This window comes from Methylobacterium sp. J-076, from assembly GCF_022829405.1.
Classification (GTDB): domain Bacteria; phylum Pseudomonadota; class Alphaproteobacteria; order Rhizobiales; family Beijerinckiaceae; genus Methylobacterium.
Genome location: NZ_JAKSXW010000121.1, coordinates 56,878 through 75,801, shown reverse-complemented (window position 1 = coordinate 75,801; position 18,924 = coordinate 56,878). Strand labels below are relative to the sequence as shown.

Sequence of the window (18,924 nt, the reverse complement as noted above, 5' to 3'; positions counted from 1 at the left end):
CGCCAGCGCGCCAGGGATGATTCTCCGACTTCTGTCGGCGGCCCTCGCCGCCGGCTTCCTCGCGGCCGTCGTCGCCACGGGGCTGCAACTCTCCCTCACATCGCCCCTCATCCTCGAGGCCGAGCGGTACGAGCAGCGGGAGCCCAGCCGCGCGGCCGAAGTCCTGCCGCGCACCCTTCCCATCGTCCTCGCCCATTCGGGGCACGACCACGCGGCGCCCGACGCCGCGCCGGAATGGCAGCCGGCCCCCGGCCTCCAGCGCATGGCCTTCACCGGCCTCGCGACACTGGTCGGCGGCGTCGGCTACGCCCTGATCCTCGGCGCGGTGCTGCTCGCCTGCGGCCGGGAGCCGACCCTCCAGACCGGCCTCGCCTTCGCGCTGGCCGGCTTCGCCAGCGTCGCCCTGGCCCCCGGCCTCGGCCTGCCGCCGGAACTGCCCGGCCAGGAGGCCGCGCCCCTCCTCGCCCGGCAGGCCTGGTGGGCCATGACCGCGGTCTCCACCGCCATGGGCCTCTACCTGATCGGCGTCCGGCGCTCGCTGATCGCGATCCTCGGCGGGCTGGTGCTGATCGTGGCGCCGCACGTCGTCGGCGCGCCGCAGACGCCGGACGGAGCCTCGGAACTGCCGGCGGCGCTGGCGGCGCAGTTCGCGGCCCGGTCGCTGGCCATCGGCGCGGTGTTCTGGGCTATGATCGGCCTTGGCCTGGGCTGGGCGTGGCAGAGCTTCGGCTCTGCAGGGAGACGGCATGCCTGAAGGCGGGACGACCCTCTACGTCTGCACCACCTGCCGACGGGAGGGTGACGACCCCGAAGGCCCCCGGGCCGGCGCCCGGCTGCACGCCGCGCTCGCCCGGCGGGCCGAGGGCCTGCGCGTCGAGCCGGTGGAATGCCTCTCGGTGTGCAAGCGCCCGTGCACGGTGGCCGTGGCCTCCCCCGGCCGCTGGACCTACATCTACGGCGACCTCGACGCCGAGGCCGCCGCGGACACCATCCTCGACGGCCTCAAGCGCTATGCCGGCACCCCGGACGGGATCGTGCCCTGGCGGGAGCGCCCCAAGGAATTCCGCTCGGGCGTGATCGCCCGCATCCCGCCGTTCCCCCCTGTCCCCGAGGCCACCGAATGACCATCGTCGCGAAGATCCCCTGCACGATCGTCACCGGGTTCCTCGGTGCCGGCAAGACGACGCTCGTCCGCCACGTCATTGAGCACGCCAAGGGCCGCCGCCTCGCGATCCTCGTGAACGAGTTCGGCGATGTCGGCTTCGACCGCTCGTTCCTGGCCGCCTGCGGCGTCGAGGGCTGCACGGAGGAGTCCATCGTCGAGCTTCCGAACGGCTGCATCTGCTGCACCGTGGCGGACGATTTCGTGCCGGCGCTGGAGACGCTCCTCGCCCGCGACGAGCCCCCCGAGCACATCCTGATCGAGACCTCCGGCCTCGCCCTGCCGAAGCCCCTGGTCCAGGCGTTCCAGTGGCCGGCGATCCGCTCCCGCGTGACCGTCGATGGCGTCGTCGCGGTGGTGGACGGCCCGGCGGTGGCCACCGGCGCCTTCGCCGACGACCCCGAGGCCTCGGCCGCCCAGCGCGCGGCCGACACGTCGGTGGACCACGACAACCCCCTCGAGGAGGTGTTCGAGGACCAGCTCCTCTGCGCCGACCTCGTGGTGCTGAACAAGGCCGACCTGCTCGACGCGGCGTCCCTCGCCAAGGTCCGCGCCGAGGTGGAGGCCCACCTGCCCCGCGCCGTGAAGCTGATCGAGACCCAGAACGGCGCCATCGACCCCCGCGTGCTGCTCGGCCTCGGCGCCGCTGCGGAGGACGACCTCGCCAACCGCCCCTCGCACCACGGCGAGGGGGAGGACCACGATCATGACGACTTCGAGACCGTCGCCCTCCCCGTCCGCCCGGCGGTGACGGCCGGCGATCTCGCCGCCCGCGTCGAGAAGGCGGCGGAGACCGAGGGCGTCCTGCGGATCAAGGGTTTCGTGGAGGTCGAGGGCAAGCCGATGCGCCTCGTGGTGCAGGGCGTCGGCCGCCGGGTCTCCCACCATTTCGACCGGCCGTGGCGGGCGGGCGAGGCCCGGGACGGGCGCCTCGTGGTGATCGGCCTCAAGGGCTTCGACCAGGGCGCCGTCGCCAGGGCGCTGGCAGGATGAGGCGCGGACCGGACACGTCCCGCGCCGCCTGAGGGGGGAGCGCCATGCACCTCCTGCGCGTCGATACGGTCTCCCTGGACGAGGGCGAGGCGGCGGTGGATCTCGGCCAGGAGCCGGGTGACCTCGTGATCCTGTCCTTCACGGATAGCGACCTCGCCGGGCTCGCCTGGGTCCATGGGACGGAGCCGGGGCTGCCGTCCCTGCGGCTGGCCAAGCTCGCCAAGCTCCGGCACCCGCTCTCGGTCGATCTCTACGTCGAGAAGGTAATCGCCCGCGCCCGCGCGGTGGTGATCCGCTGCCTCGGCGGGCTCGATTACTGGCGCTACGGCATCGAACGATGCGCGGCGGCGGCACGGGCGCACGGCGTCGTGCTGGCCGTGCTGCCGGGGGACGACCGGCCGGACGACCGGCTGGCGGAGTTCTCGACCGATCCCGCCTTCGCCGACGACCTCGACGGCTATTTCCGCGCCGGCGGGCCGGAGAACCTGCGCCGGATGCTCCGACGCCTCGCGGCCGGGATCGGCGAGGGCGGGGCCGCCGAGCCGGCCGTGCCCCTGCCGCGCGGCTTCGCATGGTGCCCCGGCTGCGGGCCGGTCGAGCTGGACGTGGCGCTGGCGGCGGGCGCGAGCGCCGTGCCGCTCCCCCCCGTCCTTGCGAGCGGAGCGAAGCTATCCAGCGAAGCGCCACCTCCTGGAGCGGCCCACCTCCCTGGATTGCGTCGCTCTCGTAAGGACGGGGGGAGTGGATTGGGCCGGGGCGTGTCCCCCCTCGCCCTGCTCCTCGTCTACCGCTCGGCGATCCTCGGCGGGGACACCGCCCCGTTCGAAGCCCTGGCCCTCGCCCTGAGGGAGCGCGGCGTCGGCGTGCTGGTGCTCGCCGTGTCCAGCCTGAAGGATCCCGAGGCCGTCGCCGCGGTGAAGGACGCCCTCGCCGCACGCTCGCCGGACATCGTCATCGCCGCCACCGCCTTTTCGGCCCGGGACGATGCCGGGTTCGTCCTCGACCGGGCGGGCTGCCCAGTGCTGCAGGCCTTTACCGTGGGCTCGCCCCGGGACGCTTGGGCGGCCTCGGCGAGGGGGCTCGGCGCCTCCGACCTCGCCATGCAGGTGGCCCTGCCGGAATTCGACGGGCGGCTCTCCGGCTTCCCCATCGCCTTCAAGGAGGAGGCGCCGGAGGTGGCGGGCTTCTCCGAGCGGCGGCTCGTGCCCCATGCGGAGGGCATCGCGGCCCTGGCCGACCGGGCCTGCGGCTGGCTGCGCCTCGCCGCCCTCCCCTCCGCCGAACGGCGGGTGGCCGTGGTGCTGTCCGACTACCCGGCCCGGGGCGGCCGGGCGGGCTTCGCCGTCGGGCTCGACACCCCCGAGAGCGCCCGCGCCGTGTTCGCCGACCTTGCGGCGGCCGGCTACCCCGCCGCCCCGCTGCCCGAGGCGGACGCCCTGATGCAGGCGCTGACCGGGGGCGAGCCCAGCTTCGCGGTGCCGCTCGCGGACTACGCCGCATGGCTCGCTACCCTGCCGGAGGCGGCCCGCGCCGCCCTGACCGACGCCTGGGGTTCGCCGGGAGACGATCCCGCCTGCCGCGACGGCGCCTTCCGATTCCGCATGGTGGGGGGGTGTGAATCTCCTCTCCCCGTCATGCCGGGAGAGGGCTTCGGCGACCCTGTCGTCGCCGAAGCGAGGCGGCAGCCGATGGTGGGGGGGGCGGCAGAAGGAGCCTCATCCGGACAGCCCCCTCACCGCCGCACCGGCTCCGCCTCCGCTTCCGTCATGGACGCCGAGGGCCATGAAGGCCTCTCCCCGCAAGACGGGGAGAGGGAAGGCCCGTGCCCCCCCTGCGCCCTGTTCCTCCAGCCCGACCGGGGGCGTGATACCGACCGCAAGGCCGGCTACCACGACCCCGACCGGGTGCCGACCCACGCCTACCTCGCCTTCCATCTCGGCCTGCGCCGGCACTTCGACGTCCTGGTCCAGCTCGGCACCCACGGCACCGCGGAGTGGCTGCCCGGCAAGGCGGTGGCCCTGTCGCCGGGCTGCTGGCCCGCGCTCTGCGTCGGCGGCCTTCCGGTGGTCTACCCGTTCATCGTCGACGATCCCGGCGAGGCGGCTCCGCTCAAGCGGCGCCTCGGTGGCATCGCGCTGGGTCACCTGACCCCGACCGTCGCCGTCGCCGGCCTGCCGCCGGAGACGGCGCGGCTGCGCGAGCTGGTGGAGGAGTATTCCTCCGCCACGGTGCTCGACCCGCGCCGGGCGCGGCTGCTGGCCGCGTCCATCCTGGAGGAGGCGGACGGCCACGGGCTGCTGGCAGGCGCCGGAATCGTCCCCGGCACGCCGATGGAGGACGCGCTGAGTGCCCTCGACGCGCATCTCTGCGACCTCGGAGAGACGACCTTCCGCGACGGGCTGCACGTCTTCGGCCGCGCCCCCGGGGAGGCGCCGGATGCCGTCCGGGCCTGCGCGACGGGGGAGCGGGCCGGGCTGCTCGCCGCCCTCGACGGACGCTTCGTGCCCCCCGGCCCCGCCGGGTCGCCCTCCCGCGGGCGCCTCGACGTGATGCCGACCGGGCGCAACCTCACCACCCTCGACCCGCGGGCGATCCCGAGCCGGGCCGCGACCCTGCTCGGCGAGAAGGCCGCCGCGGCGGTCGTCACCCGCTACCTTCAGGACGAGGGCGCCTACCCGGCCCGGATCGTCATGGACCTCTGGGCCTCGCCGACCCTGCGCACGGGGGGCGAGGATGTCGCCCACGCCCTGGCGCTGATGGGCGTCCGGCCGGTCTGGGACCATGCCAGCACCCGCGTCACCGGTTTCGAGGTGCTGCCGCTGGCCGTCCTCGACCGGCCGCGGGTCGATGTCACCGTGCGCGTCTCCGGCGCGTTCCGCGACACCTTCCCCGACACGCTGGCGCTCCTCGACCGGGCCGTCCGCGCCGTGGCCGCCCGCGACGAGGAGGACGAGGACAACCCGCTGGCCGCCGCCGCCCGGAGGGGCGAGGCCGCCGCCCGGGTCTACGGCGCCGCGCCGGGCCGCTACGGGGCGGGCGCCGCCGCCCTCGCCCTCGACGGGGAATGGGACGGCCGGGACGACCTCGGCCGGGCCTATCTCGATGCCAGCGGCTACGCCTACGGCGACCGTGAGGGGCCGGATGCGGGTTTCGGCCGCCTCGTGGCCGGGGCGGACGCCTACGCCCACGCCTTCGACGTGGCCGAGCGCGACCTGTTCGACGGCGACGCCGCCGTGGACGCCATGGGCGGCTTCGCCGCCGCCGCGACCCTGGCCGGCGCGAAGCCCGCCCTCTACAGCCTCGACGTGTCGAAGCCCGAGCGCCCGAAGGCCCGCACCGCCCGCGAGGACGCCGCCCGGCTGATCCGCGGCCGCCTCGCCGATCCCCGCTGGATCGCCGCCCAGCTGCGCCACGGCTACCGGGGGGCGCAGGAGCTGGCCCAGGGGCTCGACGCGGTGTTCGTCCTCGCCGCCGGAAGCGACGCCGTGACCGATGCCGGGTTCGAGACGCTCTATTCCGCCTGGATCGCCGACCCGGAGGTGTTCGAGCACCTGCGCGCCGCCAACCCGGCCGCCACCCGCGCGATCCTTGACCGGTTCGATCAGGCCCGGGACCGGGGCCTGTGGGTGAGCCGCCGCAACGCACTCCCCGCCGACGCCCTGCTCGGGGAAGCGGCCGAATGAGCCGGCGCGCCCTCCCCGATGGCGCCCGCCGGGGCTGGTGCCCCGGCCTCGCCCGCCCGATGCCGACCGGCGACGGGCTCCTCGCGCGCCTTCACCCGCCGCTGGGAGTGCTGACCCTGCCGCAGGCCCGCGCCGTGGCCGAGGGCGCCCGCCGCTACGGCAACGGGCACCTCGACCTGACCGCCCGGGCGAACCTCCAGATCCGCGGTGTGAGCGAGGCGACGACGGCTCCGCTCGCGGCCCTGCTCGCCGCCGCCGGCCTCGGCGACACCCGCACCGACGGCGGCCCCCAGCGCCTCACCCTGACCGGGCCGCTCGCCGACGACGCCATTCGCACCCTGGCCCGCGCCATCGAAGCCGCCGGGCGCGGCATCCCCGGCCTGCCCGCCAAGACGCTGGTGGCGGTGGGGTTCGCCACGGACGAGGCGGACCTGTCGGTGGTGCCGGTAGCGGAGGGGCGGGTGGCGATCGGCCTGGCGACGGCTGCCGAGGCCATCGGCGTCTCCCCGCTGGCGGACGCCCCGGCCGTGGTGGCGTCCCTCCTCGCGGCCTTCGCGGCCACCGGACAGCGCCGGATGCGCGATCTGACGGCGGATGAATTGCGCGCGATCCTCCCTCCCCCCTCTGCGGGGGAGGGTGGCCCCCGAAGGGGGTCGGGAGAGGGGAGCGACGGTGGAGGCTGTGGCACGGCCCCCTCACGACACACAGTGCCCTTTCCGGCAGCCGCGTTCCCCTCTCCCCCCCCGCTTCGCGGGGTACCCTCCCCCGCAGAGGGGGGAGGGAATTCCGCAGTCGCGCTCCCACCCCGGCATGGCGAGCAAAGCGAAGCAATCCAGGGAAGCGAGGCGCTTCCGAACGGGGCGCTGCTCGCGATGACGGCCATCGGGCCGGCGCCCGGCCTGTCGGTCATCGACGGCCCGACCGGCATCGCCGTCCTCACCCTCGACGCCCCGTTCGGCCGCTGTACCGCCGACGCGTTCGTGCGGCTGATCGCCGTCGCGGAGGACATCGGTGCGGCGGAGTTCCGCCTGACGCCCTCCCGCGGCATCGTGCTGGTGGCCGCCCGGCCGGAGCGGGTGAAGGCCCACCTCCCCGCCCTCGCGGCGGACTTCATCACCGGCGCGGAGGATCCCCGCCGGGCGGTGGCCGCCTGCACTGGGGCGCCCGCCTGCGCCTCGGGCACCACGCCGACGCTCGCCGACGCCGCGCGCCTCGCGGACGCGTTCCAACCGCTGGCCGCGCGGGGCCTGTCGGCGCACGTCTCCGGCTGTGCCAAGGGCTGCGCCCGGCCGGGCCCGGCGGACCTCACCCTCGTCGGGCGGGACGGGGATTACGCCATCATTGTCGGCGGCGCCCCGGGCGATCCGTCGTTACTGCAAATCCCTATCGAGACGGCTTTGGAGCGGTTAGGAAGGGCGGCAACAGTCGGGCTCGCCGCCGCCTTCGCGCCGGAGACCATCGACAGGGGGAGGAACCGGAGACCCGCATGAGCGCGAGTTTGAACACCCTGCTTCCGCAGACCTCGCGCCAGGAGTCCTCTCACCAAGAGACCTCTCGTTACGAGTATGTCCGCGACGGCGGCGCGATCTACGCGAAGTCCTTCGCGATCATCCGCGGCGAGGCCGACCTCGCCCGTTGGTCCGGCGCGGCGGAACGCTGCGTGGTGCGCATGATCCACGCCTGCGGCATGACCGACCTGCCCGCCGACGTGGAAATGGCGGAGGGTTTCGCGGAGGCCGGCGTGGCCGCCCTGAAGGCCGGCGCCCCCGTGCTGTGCGACGTCCACATGGTGGCCGACGGCGTCACCCGCGCCCGGTTGCCGGCCGACAACCGGGTCATCTGCACCCTGCGCGATCCGCGGGTGCCCGAGATGGCGCAGCGGATGGGCACCACCCGCTCCGCCGCCGCGATGGACCTGTGGCGCGAGCACCTGCCCGGCAGCGTCGTGGCGGTGGGCAACGCGCCGACCTCCCTGTTCCGCCTGCTCGAACTGCTGGACGAGGGCGTGGCGCCCCCGGCGGCCATCATCGGCATCCCGGTCGGGTTCGTCGGCGCGGCGGAATCGAAGGAGGCCCTGGCCCGCGACGGCCGGGTGCCGTTCGTGGTGGTGCACGGGCGCCGGGGCGGGAGCGCGATGGCGGCGGCGGCGGTCAACGCGCTGGCCAGCGAGGTCGAGTGATGGACGGGCTGACGCCCTTCGAGGGCGAGACGGGGGAGCACCCGCGCCCGGCCACGACGGGGACGCTCTACGGGGTCGGCATGGGGCCGGGGGACCCGGACCTGCTCACCGTCAAGGCGCGGCGGATCCTGGAGCGGGCGCCGGTCCTCGTGCACTTCTGCAAGCAGGGCAAGCGCGGCAACGCCCGGGGCATCGCGGACGCGATCCTGCGCGACCCCTCCCGCGAGTTGCCGCTGGCCTATCCCTACACCACCGAATTGCACCCGGAGCACCCGGATTACGTGGCGGCGCTAGCCGCCTTCTACGACGAGGCGTCGGAGCGCCTCGCCGGGCACCTCGATGCCGGGCGGGACGTGGCGATCCTGTCGGAGGGCGATCCGTTCTTCTACGGCTCGTTCATGCACCTGTGGCGGCGGCTGAAGGACCGGTTCCCGGTGGACGTGATCCCCGGCGTCACCGGCATGTCGGGCTGCTGGACCCGGGCCGGCACGCCGATCACCTGGGGCGACGACGTGCTCACCGTCCTGCCGGCGACCCTGCCGCTGCCGGTGCTGATCGAGCGCCTGCGCGGCACCGACGCCGCCGTGGTGATGAAGCTCGGCCGGCACCTGCCGAAGGTCCGCGCCGCCCTGGCCGAGGCGGGGCTGCTGGCCCGGGCGGTCTACGTGGAGCGCGGGACGATGGCCGGCGAGCGGGTCATTCCCCTCGCCCTGAAGGCGGACGACGAGGCCCCGTATTTCTCGATGGTCCTGCTGCCCGGCGAGGGCCGGAGGCCGTGAGCGGCAGCGTCACGGTCGTCGGGCTCGGCCCCGGCGACCCGTCCCTGCTGACGGAGTCCGCCCGCCGCGCTCTCGATGCGGCCGAGGATCTGATCGGCTACTTCCCCTACGTGTCCCGGGTGCCGGAGCGGCCGGGCCTCGTCCGCCATGCCAGCGACAACCGGGTGGAGGTCGACCGCGCCCGCCATGCCCTGAGCCTCGCCGCCGCCGGCCGGCGGGTGGCGGTGGTCTCGGGGGGCGACCCCGGCGTGTTCGCCATGGCGGCGGCGGTGTTCGAGGCGGTGGAGCACGGGGAGCCCGGCTGGCGTGACCTCACCATCACCGTCGAGCCCGGCATCACCGCCATGCTCGCCGCCGCCGCGCGGCTCGGGGCGCCGCTCGGAGGGGATTTCTGCGCGATGTCCCTGTCCGACAACCTCAAGCCCTGGCCGGTGGTGACCGCCCGGCTGGAGGCGGTGCTGCGGGCCGATTTTGTGATCGCCCTCTACAACCCGATCTCCTCGGCGCGGCCCTGGCAGCTCGGCGCGGCCCTGGAACTCGCCGCCGCCATCCGTGCCCCCGACACGCCGGTGATGTTCGCCCGCGCGATCAGCCGGCCGGACGAAGCGATCCGCGTGACGACGCTCGCCGAAGCCCCCTCCGCGCCCGCCGACATGGCGACGATGGTGATCCTCGGCGCCTCCGGCACGCGGCTGATCCCGCGGGAGGGAAAGGCGCCGTTCGTCTACACCCTGCGCAGCGTGCCGGGGGCGGCGTGAGCCCCCGCCGCCGCCGCGCTTTCCCTCGACCCTCCGCGAGGGAGGGGGGCCCTCGCGTCGGTGGGGGTCGGGAGGGGGCCGTCGCGACGGTTCCGGCCACGCGACCCCCCTCTCCGCCCGAGGCGCCCTCCCCCACGAGGGGGCGACGGAGCCATGGGGCGTCATTGCGAGCCCAGCGAAGCGATCCCGCAGCGCCATGCCGAGTGATGTCCCGCTGCAACCGCGACGACGGCGGGGCGGCGGGATTGTCAGCAACGCGACTTCCTCAGCCACGCCAGCGCGCCCGCCGCATCCGACACGCTGTCCACATCGGGCTTGTCCGGCCGGCGGACCATCACCACCGGCAGGCGAAGGCGGCGGGCGGCGAGGAGCTTGCCCCGCGTGGCCGCGCCGCCGGCATTCTTGCTGACGACCACCGCGATGCCGGCCTCCCGCATCAGCGCCGCCTCGGCCTCGGCATCGAAGGGGCCGCGGGCGGCGATCGTCCTGAGATGCGGCACCGGCAGGGCATCGCCCACCGGCTCGATGGTGCGGACGACGTAGGAATGCTGCGGGGCCACCGCGAAGGCCGCCACCTCCTGCCGGCCGATGGTGAGGAACACCGTGCGCGGCTCCGGCCCGAGGGCGGCCACCGCGCCGGCCATGTCGGCGACCTCCGTCCAGCGGTCCCCCTCGCCCGCCACCCAGGGCGGACGGCGGATCGCCAGCAGCGGCACCCTCGCCTGCCGGGCCGCGATGGCGGCGTTGGCGGAGATCCGCGCGGCGAAGGGGTGCGTGGCATCGATCAGGCGGTCGATACGCTCCTCCGCCAGATACCGGGCGAGGCCGTCCGCACCGCCGAATCCGCCCGTGCGCGTGGGCACGGGGCTCGCCATCGGCGCGCTGGTGCGCCCGGCGAGGGAAAGCGTCGTCGCGAAGGCGCCGTCGCCGGCGAGCTGCCGCGCGAGGGCGGTGGCCTCCGTGGTGCCGCCGAGGATCAGGAGTCGCGTCGGGGAATCGGGCATGGCCGCCTTGTCCGCGTCCGCTGAGCCCGTGTCGAGCCGCTGGCTGGCCATCGTCGGCATCGGGGAGGACGGGCGGGCGGGCCTTTCCCCCGCCGCCGCCGCCGCCCTCGACGGGGCGGAGGTGGTCTATGGCGGGCGCCGGCACCTCGCCCTCGCCGCGCCCCTCGCCGCCGAGACCCGCCCCTGGCCGAGCCCGATCCACGAGGCCTATCCCGGCATCCTCGCCCGGCGGGGACGGCCGACCTGCCTGCTCGCCACCGGGGACCCGTTCCATTACGGCATCGGCGCCGAGATCGCCCGGCTGGTGCCGGCCGACGAGATCGCGGCCTTCCCGCAGCCCTCGGCCTTCAGCCTCGCCTGCGCCCGGCTCGGCTGGCCCTTGGCGGAATGCGGCCTCGTCACCCTGCACGGGCGGGCGCTGGAGCGGATCGTCCCGCACCTTCGGCCCGGCGCACGCCTCCTCGTCCTCGCCTGGGACGGCACGACCGCCGCCGCCGTGGCGGCCCTGCTGACCGGCCGGGGCTTCGGCGCGACGACGATCACCGTCCTCGAAGCGATGGGCGGCCCGCGGGAACGCATCCGCGCCGGACGGGCCGATGCCTTCGCCCTGGACGGGATCGCCCCCCTCAACACCCTCGCCCTCGACGTGGCGGGCGAGGGCGAGGGCCTGCCCCTGGCACCGGGCCTCGATGACGCCCTGTTCGAGAATGACGGGCAGCTCACCAAGGCCGAGATCCGGGCCCTCACCCTGTCCGCCCTGCGCCCGCAGCCGGGGCGGCACCTCTGGGACATCGGGGCGGGGGCGGGGTCGATCTCCATCGAGTGGATGCTCCGCGGCCCCTCCCTGCGGGCCACCGCCATCGAGGACAGGCCGGACCGGGCCGGGCGCATCCAGCGCAATGCCGCCTCCCTCGGCGTGCCCGACCTCGCGGTCGTCCTCGGGCGGGCCCCGGCCATTCTCGACGGGTTGCCGCCGCCGGATGCCGTCTTCGTGGGCGGGGGCGTGTCCGAGCCGGGGCTCCTCGACCGGGCCGCGGCGGCGCTGCGATCGGGCGGACGCTTCGTCGCCAACGCCGTGACCCTCGAAGGCGAGGCGGCGCTGCTGGCGGCCTTCGCCCACCGGGGCGGGAGCCTGCGCCGGTTCACGGTGGCCCGCGCCGCCGCGGTGGGCGGCCTCCACGGCTGGCGGACGGCGATGCCGGTGACCCAATGGGCCTGGACCAAGCCGTGAGCGCGCGGCCCGGGCTCGTCGCCGGCATCGGCTTCCGCCGCCATGCGCAGGCGGCGGAGATCGCATCTCTGATCCGGCGCGCCCTCGAGGAGGCTGAAGCGGGGCCGGCGGACCTCGCCGCCATCGCCACCGCCGGGGACCGGGCGGGGGAGCCGGCGATCCGCGAGGCCGCCGCCCTGTTCGGCCTCGTCCCCGAGGGGCTGTCCCCGGAGGCCCTCGCCGCCTGCGATCCGCAGGTGCGGACCCGCTCCGCCCGGATCGAGGCCCTGCGCGGGGTGGGATCGCTCTGCGAGGCCGCGGCCCTGGCCGCCGCTGGGCCGGCGGGACGCCTCGCCCTGGCGCGGATCGCCACGGGGAGCGTCACCTGCGCACTGGCCTTCCGGGCCGAAACGCGCGAGAGGCCTGAGGCATGACGGTCCATTTCATCGGCGCGGGGCCCGGCGCGGCCGATCTCATCACGGTCCGCGGGCGCGACCGCATCGCCGCCTGCCCGGTCTGCCTCTATGCCGGCTCCCTGGTCGCCCCGGAGATCCTGACCTGGTGCCCGCCGGGAACGCGGATCATCGACACGGCGCCGCTCTCCCTCGATGCGATCATGGACGAGATCGCGGCGGCCCACGCCGCCGGGCTCGACGTGGCGCGGCTGCATTCGGGCGACCTGTCCATCTGGAGCGCCCTGGCCGAACAGCTGCGCCGGCTCGACCGGCTCGGCATCCCCTACACCCTGACCCCCGGCGTGCCCGCCTTCGCGGCGGCGGCCTCCGTCCTCGGGCGGGAGCTGACCGTGCCGGGCCTCACGCAATCCGTCGTGCTCACCCGCACCTCGGGCAGGGCCAGCGCCATGCCGGACCGGGAGCGGCTGTCCGCCTTCGCCGCCACCGGGGCGACCCTGGCGATTCACCTGTCGATCCATGTGGTGGAGAAGGTGGCGGCAGAGCTCGTGCCGTTCTACGGTGCGGATTGCCCCTCCGCCGCAGTCTTCCGGGCGACGTGGCCGGACGAAACCATCATTCGCGGACGGCTTGCCGACATCCCGCAACTTGTGAGTGCAAAGAATCTGGAGCGGACGGCAATTATTTTCGTCGGCCCGGCCCTCGATGCAGCAGACTTCCGCGAAAGCGCCCTGTACGCCGCCGATTACGACCGCCGATTCAGGCCGAACGGTGCGGTGGGGGGTGTTTCGTCGTGAGCGCGCCCGGTCTTCTCATCGCCGCGCCGCGGTCGGGCTCCGGCAAGACGACGGTGACACTCGCGCTGATGCGGGCCCTGAGCCGCCGCGGATTGCGGGTGCGCGGGGCCAAATGCGGCCCGGACTACATCGACCCGGCCTTCCATAGGGCCGCCACAGGGGAACCGAGCTTCAACCTCGACAGCTTCGCCATGGAGCCGGACCTCCTCGACACCCTGGCCGCCTCCACCGCCGCCGAGGCGGACATCGTGCTCGCCGAAGGGTCGATGGGCCTGTTCGACGGGGTCCGCGCGGCGGAGAATCGCTCCGGCGCCAATGCCGACATCGCGGCCCGCTACGGCTGGCCGGTGATCCTGGTCATCGACGTGTCGGGCGCCGCGCAATCCGCCGCGGCGGTCGCCCTGGGCTGCCGCGCCTACGACCCGCGCCTGCATATCGCCGGCGTGATCCTCAACAAGGTCGCGAGCCCCCGCCATCGCCGGCTCGTGGAGGCGGGCATGGAGCGGGCCGGACTTCCGGTGCTCGGCGCCCTGTCGCGGGAGGCGGGGCTGGTCCTGCCGGAACGCCACCTCGGCCTCGTCCAGGCGGGCGAGACGGCCGACCTCGCCGCCCGGCTGGAGCGGCTGGCCGAGATCGCCGAGGCCGGCATCGACCTGTCCGCCCTCGTCGCCGCGGCGGGAGGGACGGTGCCGGCGAGCCGCGGACACGGCCTCGCCCGCCCGCCGGGGCAGCGCATCGCCGTCGCCCGCGACGAGGCGTTCAGCTTCGTCTACCCGCACATGGAAATGGGATGGCGCGGCGCGGGCGCGGAGCTCGTGCCGTTCTCGCCCCTCGCCGACGAAGGGCCGCCCGAGGATTGCGATGCCTGCTGGCTGCCGGGCGGCTACCCGGAGCTGCATGCCGGGCGAATCGCGGCCGCGCGCCGCTTCCTGCAGGCCACGCGGTCCTTCGCGCAGACCCGACCGGTGCATGGGGAGTGCGGCGGCTACATGGTGCTGGGGGAGGCCATCGAGGATGCCGATGGGGTGTCTCACCCGATGCTCGGCCTGCTGCCGGTGGCGACGTCCTATCACCGCAGGAAGCTGCACCTCGGCTATCGGGTGGCGCGCCTCACCGCGGACGGGCCGCTCGGCCAACGGGGCGCAACCCTCGTCGGTCATGAGTTCCACTATGCCAGCGTCACCTCGGTTGCGCCGGACGAGGGGAACGCCCTCGCCCGCATCACCGACGCCGAGGGCACCGACCTCGGCTTCATGGGACACCGCCTCGGACAGGTCAGCGGAAGCTTCTTCCACCTGATCGCCGCCGGACGTTGACCGGCACGGTCACCTGACTGCGCGCCGATCAACCCGGCAGCGTCTCCTGCGCCGCCGTGGCCCGCAGATGCGCGAGCCGGGCCGCGCTGCGCACCAGAGCCAGCACATCCCTGCGCATCTGATCGTCCACGATCTGCGTATAGGCCCGCAACAGTTCGACCGAGCCCTGCGCGTTGAGGAAGCTGAACACGTCCTCCTGAGGGCTGTCGGGGTTGGTGTTGTCGTCGAAGAACGCCGAGACCGGCACTTCGAGCAACCGGGCGATCTCGCGGAGGCGGCCTGCGCCCACGCGGTTCTGGCCCTTCTCGTACTTCTGGACCTGCTGGAACGTCACCCCGACGGCATTTCCGAGGGCCGTCTGGCTCAACCCACGCGCTTTGCGCAGGGCGGTGATCCGCAATCCGACCAGCCGGTCGACATCAGTGGTCTGCTTAGGCATGAGCGGGTTGATTGAATCCCTTACGATCGGACGGCTGCCCACTAAACTCGAATCCGTTACCTTACTGTCGCTGTTCTCCACCTTCCCCCACCCCATATTCCCCGTTGAACCGGTTCACGTTCTCTGCGCTTCCCGGCCAGGTGCCTGACGACACCTTCGCTGATTACTAGGACACGAAATCTTAGAATTCGCAAGTCTCGCGATGCAGCCTGTGGTTTCATAGGTCGGCGCGGGCATTTCACCCGGAAGTCATCAAAACGTGTCAGGGGTTGTACGCATTTTTAGTTTGCAACTGGAAGAGAACTTCTCCAAGTCATCGCTGGCACGACTTGGAGCGCCGCGCCCGACCTCGGGCAATCTATGGAGGGATCTCGGATGTTTGTCGCAATGAACCGGTTCAAAGTCGTGAAGGACATGTCGGATGAATTCGAGGCGGTATGGCGCGGTCGCGACAGCCACCTCGGTGAAATGCAAGGATTTGTTGAGTTTCATCTGCTAAGGGGCCCGGAACTGGACGATTGTATTTTGTATGCATCTCACACCGTGTGGCGCTCCCGGGCCGATTTCGAGGCCTGGACCCGCTCGGAGCAGTTCCGGAAGGCCCATAGCAGGGCGCCCTCGACCCGCCCGATGTACCTGGGACATCCCCAATTCGAGGGGTTCGAGGCGGTTCAGTAGCGCAGACAAATACCTCGGTTGCATCCAGCGCAGGGCAGCGGACCCATGGTCGGGTCCCCTGCCAAGCCCTCTCGCGCGCGAAAACAATTCGACGGTTTCGCGGTAAACGCGGATTAAGTATTTCGCGGAGTTGCCGCCGGCAATCTGCACGCCTACGCCTGAGTACACTTGACCGTCGCCGCGCGAATGCGAATCGCGGGCACCGGGAGACTCGGGGTGGGGACCGGGGGCCGACACGATCCGGCGGATGGGCTTCGGCTCGGCCGCCGGGTTACAGGGACAATGCTTCACGGCGGCGGGCTCGGAGCTTGCTCATACCCTCGATGAAAGCCGTGGCTGGAACCAAGACTGTTTCAAGGCGGCACAGAGACCGGTCGGGACGGGACAGGCACACCGATGCTTCAAGAGCGGGTCCCACAATCGTACGAGCCCATCACCCTCACGGGCATCCGCCGTCGACGCGTCTGGGCGGCGCTGCTGCCCCAGCGCGGCCGCGGTGCCATGCGGGTGATGCTGTCCGTCTCCGCGGCGATGGCGGATTTCGCGGCCATCGCCGGGGTCACCCTCGCCAGCGAACTCACCTACCGGCTGGCCTTCTCCGACGATGACGCGTGGCCGACGGAGACCCGCGGCCTCCAGCTCACGGCGTTGCTGAGCCTCATCATCGTCACCACCAACGCGCTGCGCGGGGAATATGCGCTGGACCGGCTGACCGAGGGCCGCGCCGGCCTGCGCCGGGTGGTGTCCCTGTGGTTCGTGGCGTGGTCCGTGGTGCTGGTCATCGGCTTCCTCACCAAGACGACGACCGACTATTCGCGTCTCGTCTCGATCGTGGTCTTCTTCGCCGGCCTGCCGACCCTGTTCGCGAGCCGCCTGGCGGCGGGCCACCTGATCGGCCGCAGCCTCAGCTCGGCCTCGCCCACGGTGAGCCGCGTGCACCTCGTCGGCTATGAGGAAGACATCCACGCCTTCTACGCCAGCAACCAGACGGACGGGCCGGGCCTGCGGGTCGTGGGCACCAGCTACCTCCGCCGGACGGATCCCCGCGCCGACGCGGCGAGCCGCTACGAGCAGCTTCAGGAGGACCTGGACCTCGCCGTGTCGGTGGTGCGCTTCCTGCGGCCGGACGACGTGTTCGTCCTCGTGCCCTGGGCGGATGCCGCCGAGGTCGAGCGCTGCATCGACGCCTTCCTGCGGGTGCCCGCGGCCCTGCACCTGCGCCCGGGCACGGTGCTCGACCGTTTCCCCGACATGCAGGTCGCCCGCGTCGGCAAGGTGTCCGGCATCAATATCGGCCGCCGGCCCCTGAACCTCGGCGAGATCGTGCTGAAGCGCTGCTTCGACGTGGCGGTGGCGATGCTCGCGGTGTTCGCCCTCTCGCCGCTGCTGGCGGTGGTCGCGGTGGCGATCAAGCTCGACAGCCCCGGCCCGGTCTTCTTCCGCCAGCGCCGCTACGGCTTCAACCAGCAGCCCTTCGACGTGTTCAAGTTCCGCTCCATGAAAGCGGAGCGCAACGCCGCCTTCAAGCAGGCGACGCGCAACGACACCCGCATCACCCGCGTGGGCGCCCTGCTGCGGCGGACCAACCTCGATGAGCTGCCCCAGCTCCTGAACGTCATCCTGGGCGACATGTCCCTCGTCGGCCCGCGCCCGCACGCGCTGGCCCACGACCGCAGCTTCGAGCGGCGGATCGCCCTCTACGCCCGCCGCCACAACGTGAAGCCGGGCATCACCGGCTGGGCGCAGGTGAACGGCTTCCGCGGCGAGACGCAGACCGACCAGGCCATGGCCGGCCGTGTCGAACACGACCTCTACTACATCGACCACTGGTCGATCTGGCTCGACATCCAGATCATGATCCTCACCGTGCTGTCGCGCCGGGCCTACCGCAACGCGTGCTGATCTCCCCGCGCAGGGCGGGCGATCTGGGGAAGAGCGGGACTTCTCGGACCGTCGCGCTTTCCTGGATTGCTTCGCTCCGCTCGCAAAGACGGTTGCGGCTGGCGGAAGGGCGGCGGCGTCCGGGAACCGCCGTTTCACGATGTCCCACCCCGTCATCGCGAGCGCAGCGAAGCGACCCAGGGCGGCGGGCTGCTGGCGAATGTAGCGCTGCTGGAGTGCTTCACTCCGTTCGCAATGATGGCTGAGCATCCGAGCGGCCCACCCCCGTTATCGCGAGCGCAGCGAAGCGACCCAGGGCAGCGGGCCGCTTGCGAGTGCGGCGCTGCTGTATTGCTTCACTCCGTTCGCAATGACGGCGGAGCGTCCGAGCGGCCCACCCCGTCATCGCGAGCGCAGCGAAGCGACCCAGGGCGGCGGGCCGCTGGCGAACGTAGCGCTGCTGGATTGCTTCACTCCGTTCGCAATGACGGCGGAGTTTCCGAGCGACCCACCCCGTCATCGGGAGCGCAGCGAAGCGATCCAGGGCGGCGGGCCGCTTGCGAATCTGGCGCTACTGGATGGCGTCACTACCGTTCGCGATGACGGCGGAGCGCCCGTACCGCCCACCCCGTCGTCGCGAGCGCAGCGAAGCGACCCGGGGCGGCGGGCCGCTGGCGGACGTGGCGCTGCTGGATAGCGTCACTTCGTTCGTGATGACGACGGCGTGTCGAGTGCCCCACCCGTCATCGCAGGCGAGGCGGCGAACCGCCTCGCCCTGGTCTTAACCGTTCAGTCGTCGGCCGGAGCGGGCTGCGGGGCCTGGCTCGGTGCCGCCGCGGGGCCGGGCTTGCCGGGGGTCTTGGCCGCGGGCTTCGGCGCGCCGGGCGCCTTGGCCATGTATTCCGGATCGGTGCGCGGGCCGTTCGGGCCGTTCGTCGGGCCGGGGAGCTGGCCGGCGATCAGGTCGTTCACCTTCGTCCACGTCTGCGACTTGCAGAGGAAGGCGATGAGGCAGCCCTTCACGGTCAATTCGCCCGGCGCGTCCGTCCAGATCGTGACCTTGTAGAACTTGCCGTCCTCGGAATTGTAGATCTGCCCCTCGTAATGCGCATCGTCGTTGGGCTTCAGGCCCATGATGAGCTGATGGCCGAGGGACGGGCGGGCCTGCTTCTTCGGGTCGGGGTTCTTGAAGTCGACCCGCGGCTCGCCCTTGTCGCTGAGGGGCACCTTCAGCCAGACCACGTAGCCGCACAGGCGGTCATTCGTGGCGCCGCACTTCTCCAGGCGGACGCGGGCGCGTCCGTCCTCGGTGAGGTAGGTGCCGGTGGGGTCGGTCGGTGTGGTGGCGCGGGCCGGACCGGCGAGGGCCGCCAACGCGAACAGCGCAAGCGGCGCGGCGCGGCGACCGAGCGTGCGAAACATCATCCCTGAATACTCCTCCATCGCGAGCCGCGAGCCTGAATGCGCCCGGCCGATGCGGACGGGCGCCATGCCACTGGCGACGCGCGGCGCCGATGCTGCCGGCAGCCGTCTCACGGGTGAAGTTGGCCGGATGATGACGACCGGCCATCAAGCCCGGTGCGTTCTCACGTGCAGTGCAGTTCCGTGGGGATCCGGTGGCCCTGGCCACCC

At 73.1% G+C, this 18,924-nt stretch carries 17 protein-coding genes; 14 read left to right on the top strand and 3 right to left on the bottom strand.

Annotated elements, in window-relative coordinates; translation table 11 throughout:
- The first annotated feature begins 16 nt into the window (after window positions 1–16).
- Genes MKK53_RS12720 through cobJ form a run of 8 tightly spaced genes read left to right on the top strand, consistent with a single transcriptional unit; the run spans window position 17 to window position 9,554 of the window.
- Window positions 17–754: a CbtA family protein gene (locus MKK53_RS12720; protein ID WP_243929071.1), complete on the top strand. Its 738-nt coding sequence runs from the start codon at window positions 17–19 to the stop codon at window positions 752–754.
- The gene (locus MKK53_RS12715) at window positions 747–1,124 is read left to right on the top strand and encodes a DUF1636 family protein (protein WP_243929070.1); all 378 of its coding nucleotides are present in this window, start codon (window positions 747–749) and stop codon (window positions 1,122–1,124) included. The genes MKK53_RS12720 and MKK53_RS12715 overlap by 8 nt, the downstream gene beginning before the upstream one ends.
- A complete protein-coding gene (cobW, locus tag MKK53_RS12710) occupies window positions 1,121–2,155 on the top strand; it encodes a cobalamin biosynthesis protein CobW (RefSeq protein WP_243929069.1) in 1,035 nt (344 codons plus the stop codon). Before MKK53_RS12715 ends, cobW begins: the two co-directional genes overlap by 4 nt.
- A 44-nt stretch (window positions 2,156–2,199) precedes the next feature.
- Window positions 2,200–5,838: a cobaltochelatase subunit CobN gene (gene cobN / locus MKK53_RS12705; protein ID WP_243929068.1), complete on the top strand. Its 3,639-nt coding sequence runs from the start codon at window positions 2,200–2,202 to the stop codon at window positions 5,836–5,838.
- Entirely contained in the window at window positions 5,835–7,328 is a 1,494-nt protein-coding gene (locus MKK53_RS12700; RefSeq protein WP_243929067.1) for a precorrin-3B synthase, read from the top strand. Before cobN ends, MKK53_RS12700 begins: the two co-directional genes overlap by 4 nt.
- Complete coding sequence (locus tag MKK53_RS12695; protein WP_243929066.1) at window positions 7,325–8,017, top strand: precorrin-8X methylmutase; 693 nt, start codon at window positions 7,325–7,327, stop codon at window positions 8,015–8,017. Before MKK53_RS12700 ends, MKK53_RS12695 begins: the two co-directional genes overlap by 4 nt.
- The gene (locus tag MKK53_RS12690; protein WP_243929065.1) at window positions 8,017–8,796 is read left to right on the top strand and encodes a precorrin-2 C(20)-methyltransferase; all 780 of its coding nucleotides are present in this window, start codon (window positions 8,017–8,019) and stop codon (window positions 8,794–8,796) included. The genes MKK53_RS12695 and MKK53_RS12690 overlap by 1 nt, the downstream gene beginning before the upstream one ends.
- Window positions 8,793–9,554, top strand: coding sequence for a precorrin-3B C(17)-methyltransferase (gene cobJ, locus MKK53_RS12685; RefSeq protein ID WP_243929064.1), 762 nt, complete (start codon window positions 8,793–8,795; stop codon window positions 9,552–9,554). The genes MKK53_RS12690 and cobJ overlap by 4 nt, the downstream gene beginning before the upstream one ends.
- A gap of 248 nt (window positions 9,555–9,802) precedes the next feature.
- On the opposite strand, the gene MKK53_RS12680 is transcribed toward cobJ, so the two are convergent.
- Complete coding sequence (locus MKK53_RS12680; RefSeq protein WP_243929063.1) at window positions 9,803–10,558, bottom strand: cobalt-precorrin-6A reductase; 756 nt, start codon at window positions 10,556–10,558, stop codon at window positions 9,803–9,805.
- On the opposite strand from MKK53_RS12680, the gene cbiE reads away from it, so the two are divergent.
- Genes cbiE through MKK53_RS12660 form a run of 4 tightly spaced genes read left to right on the top strand, consistent with a single transcriptional unit; the run spans window position 10,557 to window position 14,294 of the window.
- Entirely contained in the window at window positions 10,557–11,789 is a 1,233-nt protein-coding gene (gene cbiE / locus MKK53_RS12675; RefSeq protein ID WP_243929062.1) for a precorrin-6y C5,15-methyltransferase (decarboxylating) subunit CbiE, read from the top strand. The genes MKK53_RS12680 and cbiE overlap by 2 nt on opposite strands.
- The gene (locus MKK53_RS12670) at window positions 11,768–12,202 is read left to right on the top strand and encodes a cobalamin biosynthesis protein (RefSeq protein WP_243929061.1); all 435 of its coding nucleotides are present in this window, start codon (window positions 11,768–11,770) and stop codon (window positions 12,200–12,202) included. The genes cbiE and MKK53_RS12670 overlap by 22 nt, the downstream gene beginning before the upstream one ends.
- Window positions 12,199–12,978, top strand: a complete 780-nt coding sequence (gene cobM, locus MKK53_RS12665; RefSeq protein ID WP_243929060.1) for a precorrin-4 C(11)-methyltransferase — start codon at window positions 12,199–12,201, stop codon at window positions 12,976–12,978. The genes MKK53_RS12670 and cobM overlap by 4 nt, the downstream gene beginning before the upstream one ends.
- Window positions 12,975–14,294 (top strand): cobyrinate a,c-diamide synthase, encoded by a 1,320-nt coding sequence (locus tag MKK53_RS12660; RefSeq protein ID WP_243929059.1) that lies wholly within the window; start codon window positions 12,975–12,977, stop codon window positions 14,292–14,294. Before cobM ends, MKK53_RS12660 begins: the two co-directional genes overlap by 4 nt.
- Before the next feature lie 28 nt (window positions 14,295–14,322).
- Here the strand turns inward: MKK53_RS12660 and MKK53_RS12655 are convergent, their stop codons facing one another.
- Window positions 14,323–14,733 carry a helix-turn-helix domain-containing protein gene (locus tag MKK53_RS12655; RefSeq protein WP_243929058.1) on the bottom strand — a complete coding sequence of 137 codons (411 nt, stop codon included), beginning with the start codon at window positions 14,731–14,733 and terminating at the stop codon, window positions 14,323–14,325.
- A 375-nt stretch (window positions 14,734–15,108) separates the two neighbouring features.
- On the opposite strand from MKK53_RS12655, the gene MKK53_RS12650 reads away from it, so the two are divergent.
- Entirely contained in the window at window positions 15,109–15,411 is a 303-nt protein-coding gene (locus tag MKK53_RS12650; protein WP_243929057.1) for an antibiotic biosynthesis monooxygenase family protein, read from the top strand.
- Between the two features lie 396 nt (window positions 15,412–15,807).
- On the top strand, window positions 15,808–17,313 hold the full coding sequence (locus MKK53_RS12645; protein WP_243929056.1) for an undecaprenyl-phosphate glucose phosphotransferase: 1,506 nt from the start codon (window positions 15,808–15,810) through the stop codon (window positions 17,311–17,313).
- Between the two features lie 768 nt (window positions 17,314–18,081).
- Here MKK53_RS12645 and MKK53_RS12640 read toward each other — a convergent pair.
- Entirely contained in the window at window positions 18,082–18,717 is a 636-nt protein-coding gene (locus MKK53_RS12640) for a DUF2147 domain-containing protein (RefSeq protein WP_243929055.1), read from the bottom strand.
- Window positions 18,718–18,924: the final 207 nt, after the last annotated feature.

What these genes read in the sequence shown, in the direction of transcription:
- MKK53_RS12640 (WP_243929055.1), bottom strand. Translation starts at nt 18,717, where the DNA reads ATGATGTTTCGCACGCTCGGTCGCCGCGCCGCGCCGCTTGCGCTGTTC.
- cobN (WP_243929068.1), top strand. Translation starts at nt 2,200, where the DNA reads ATGCACCTCCTGCGCGTCGATACGGTCTCCCTGGACGAGGGCGAGGCG.
- MKK53_RS12650 (WP_243929057.1), top strand. Translation starts at nt 15,109, where the DNA reads ATGTTTGTCGCAATGAACCGGTTCAAAGTCGTGAAGGACATGTCGGAT.
- cobW (WP_243929069.1), top strand. Translation starts at nt 1,121, where the DNA reads ATGACCATCGTCGCGAAGATCCCCTGCACGATCGTCACCGGGTTCCTC.
- MKK53_RS12695 (WP_243929066.1), top strand. Translation starts at nt 7,325, where the DNA reads ATGAGCGCGAGTTTGAACACCCTGCTTCCGCAGACCTCGCGCCAGGAG.
- MKK53_RS12700 (WP_243929067.1), top strand. Translation starts at nt 5,835, where the DNA reads ATGAGCCGGCGCGCCCTCCCCGATGGCGCCCGCCGGGGCTGGTGCCCC.
- MKK53_RS12690 (WP_243929065.1), top strand. Translation starts at nt 8,017, where the DNA reads ATGGACGGGCTGACGCCCTTCGAGGGCGAGACGGGGGAGCACCCGCGC.
- cbiE (WP_243929062.1), top strand. Translation starts at nt 10,557, where the DNA reads ATGGCCGCCTTGTCCGCGTCCGCTGAGCCCGTGTCGAGCCGCTGGCTG.
- MKK53_RS12720 (WP_243929071.1), top strand. Translation starts at nt 17, where the DNA reads ATGATTCTCCGACTTCTGTCGGCGGCCCTCGCCGCCGGCTTCCTCGCG.
- MKK53_RS12655 (WP_243929058.1), bottom strand. Translation starts at nt 14,733, where the DNA reads ATGCCTAAGCAGACCACTGATGTCGACCGGCTGGTCGGATTGCGGATC.
- MKK53_RS12715 (WP_243929070.1), top strand. Translation starts at nt 747, where the DNA reads ATGCCTGAAGGCGGGACGACCCTCTACGTCTGCACCACCTGCCGACGG.
- MKK53_RS12645 (WP_243929056.1), top strand. Translation starts at nt 15,808, where the DNA reads ATGCTTCAAGAGCGGGTCCCACAATCGTACGAGCCCATCACCCTCACG.
- cobM (WP_243929060.1), top strand. Translation starts at nt 12,199, where the DNA reads ATGACGGTCCATTTCATCGGCGCGGGGCCCGGCGCGGCCGATCTCATC.
- MKK53_RS12680 (WP_243929063.1), bottom strand. Translation starts at nt 10,558, where the DNA reads ATGCCCGATTCCCCGACGCGACTCCTGATCCTCGGCGGCACCACGGAG.
- MKK53_RS12670 (WP_243929061.1), top strand. Translation starts at nt 11,768, where the DNA reads ATGGGCCTGGACCAAGCCGTGAGCGCGCGGCCCGGGCTCGTCGCCGGC.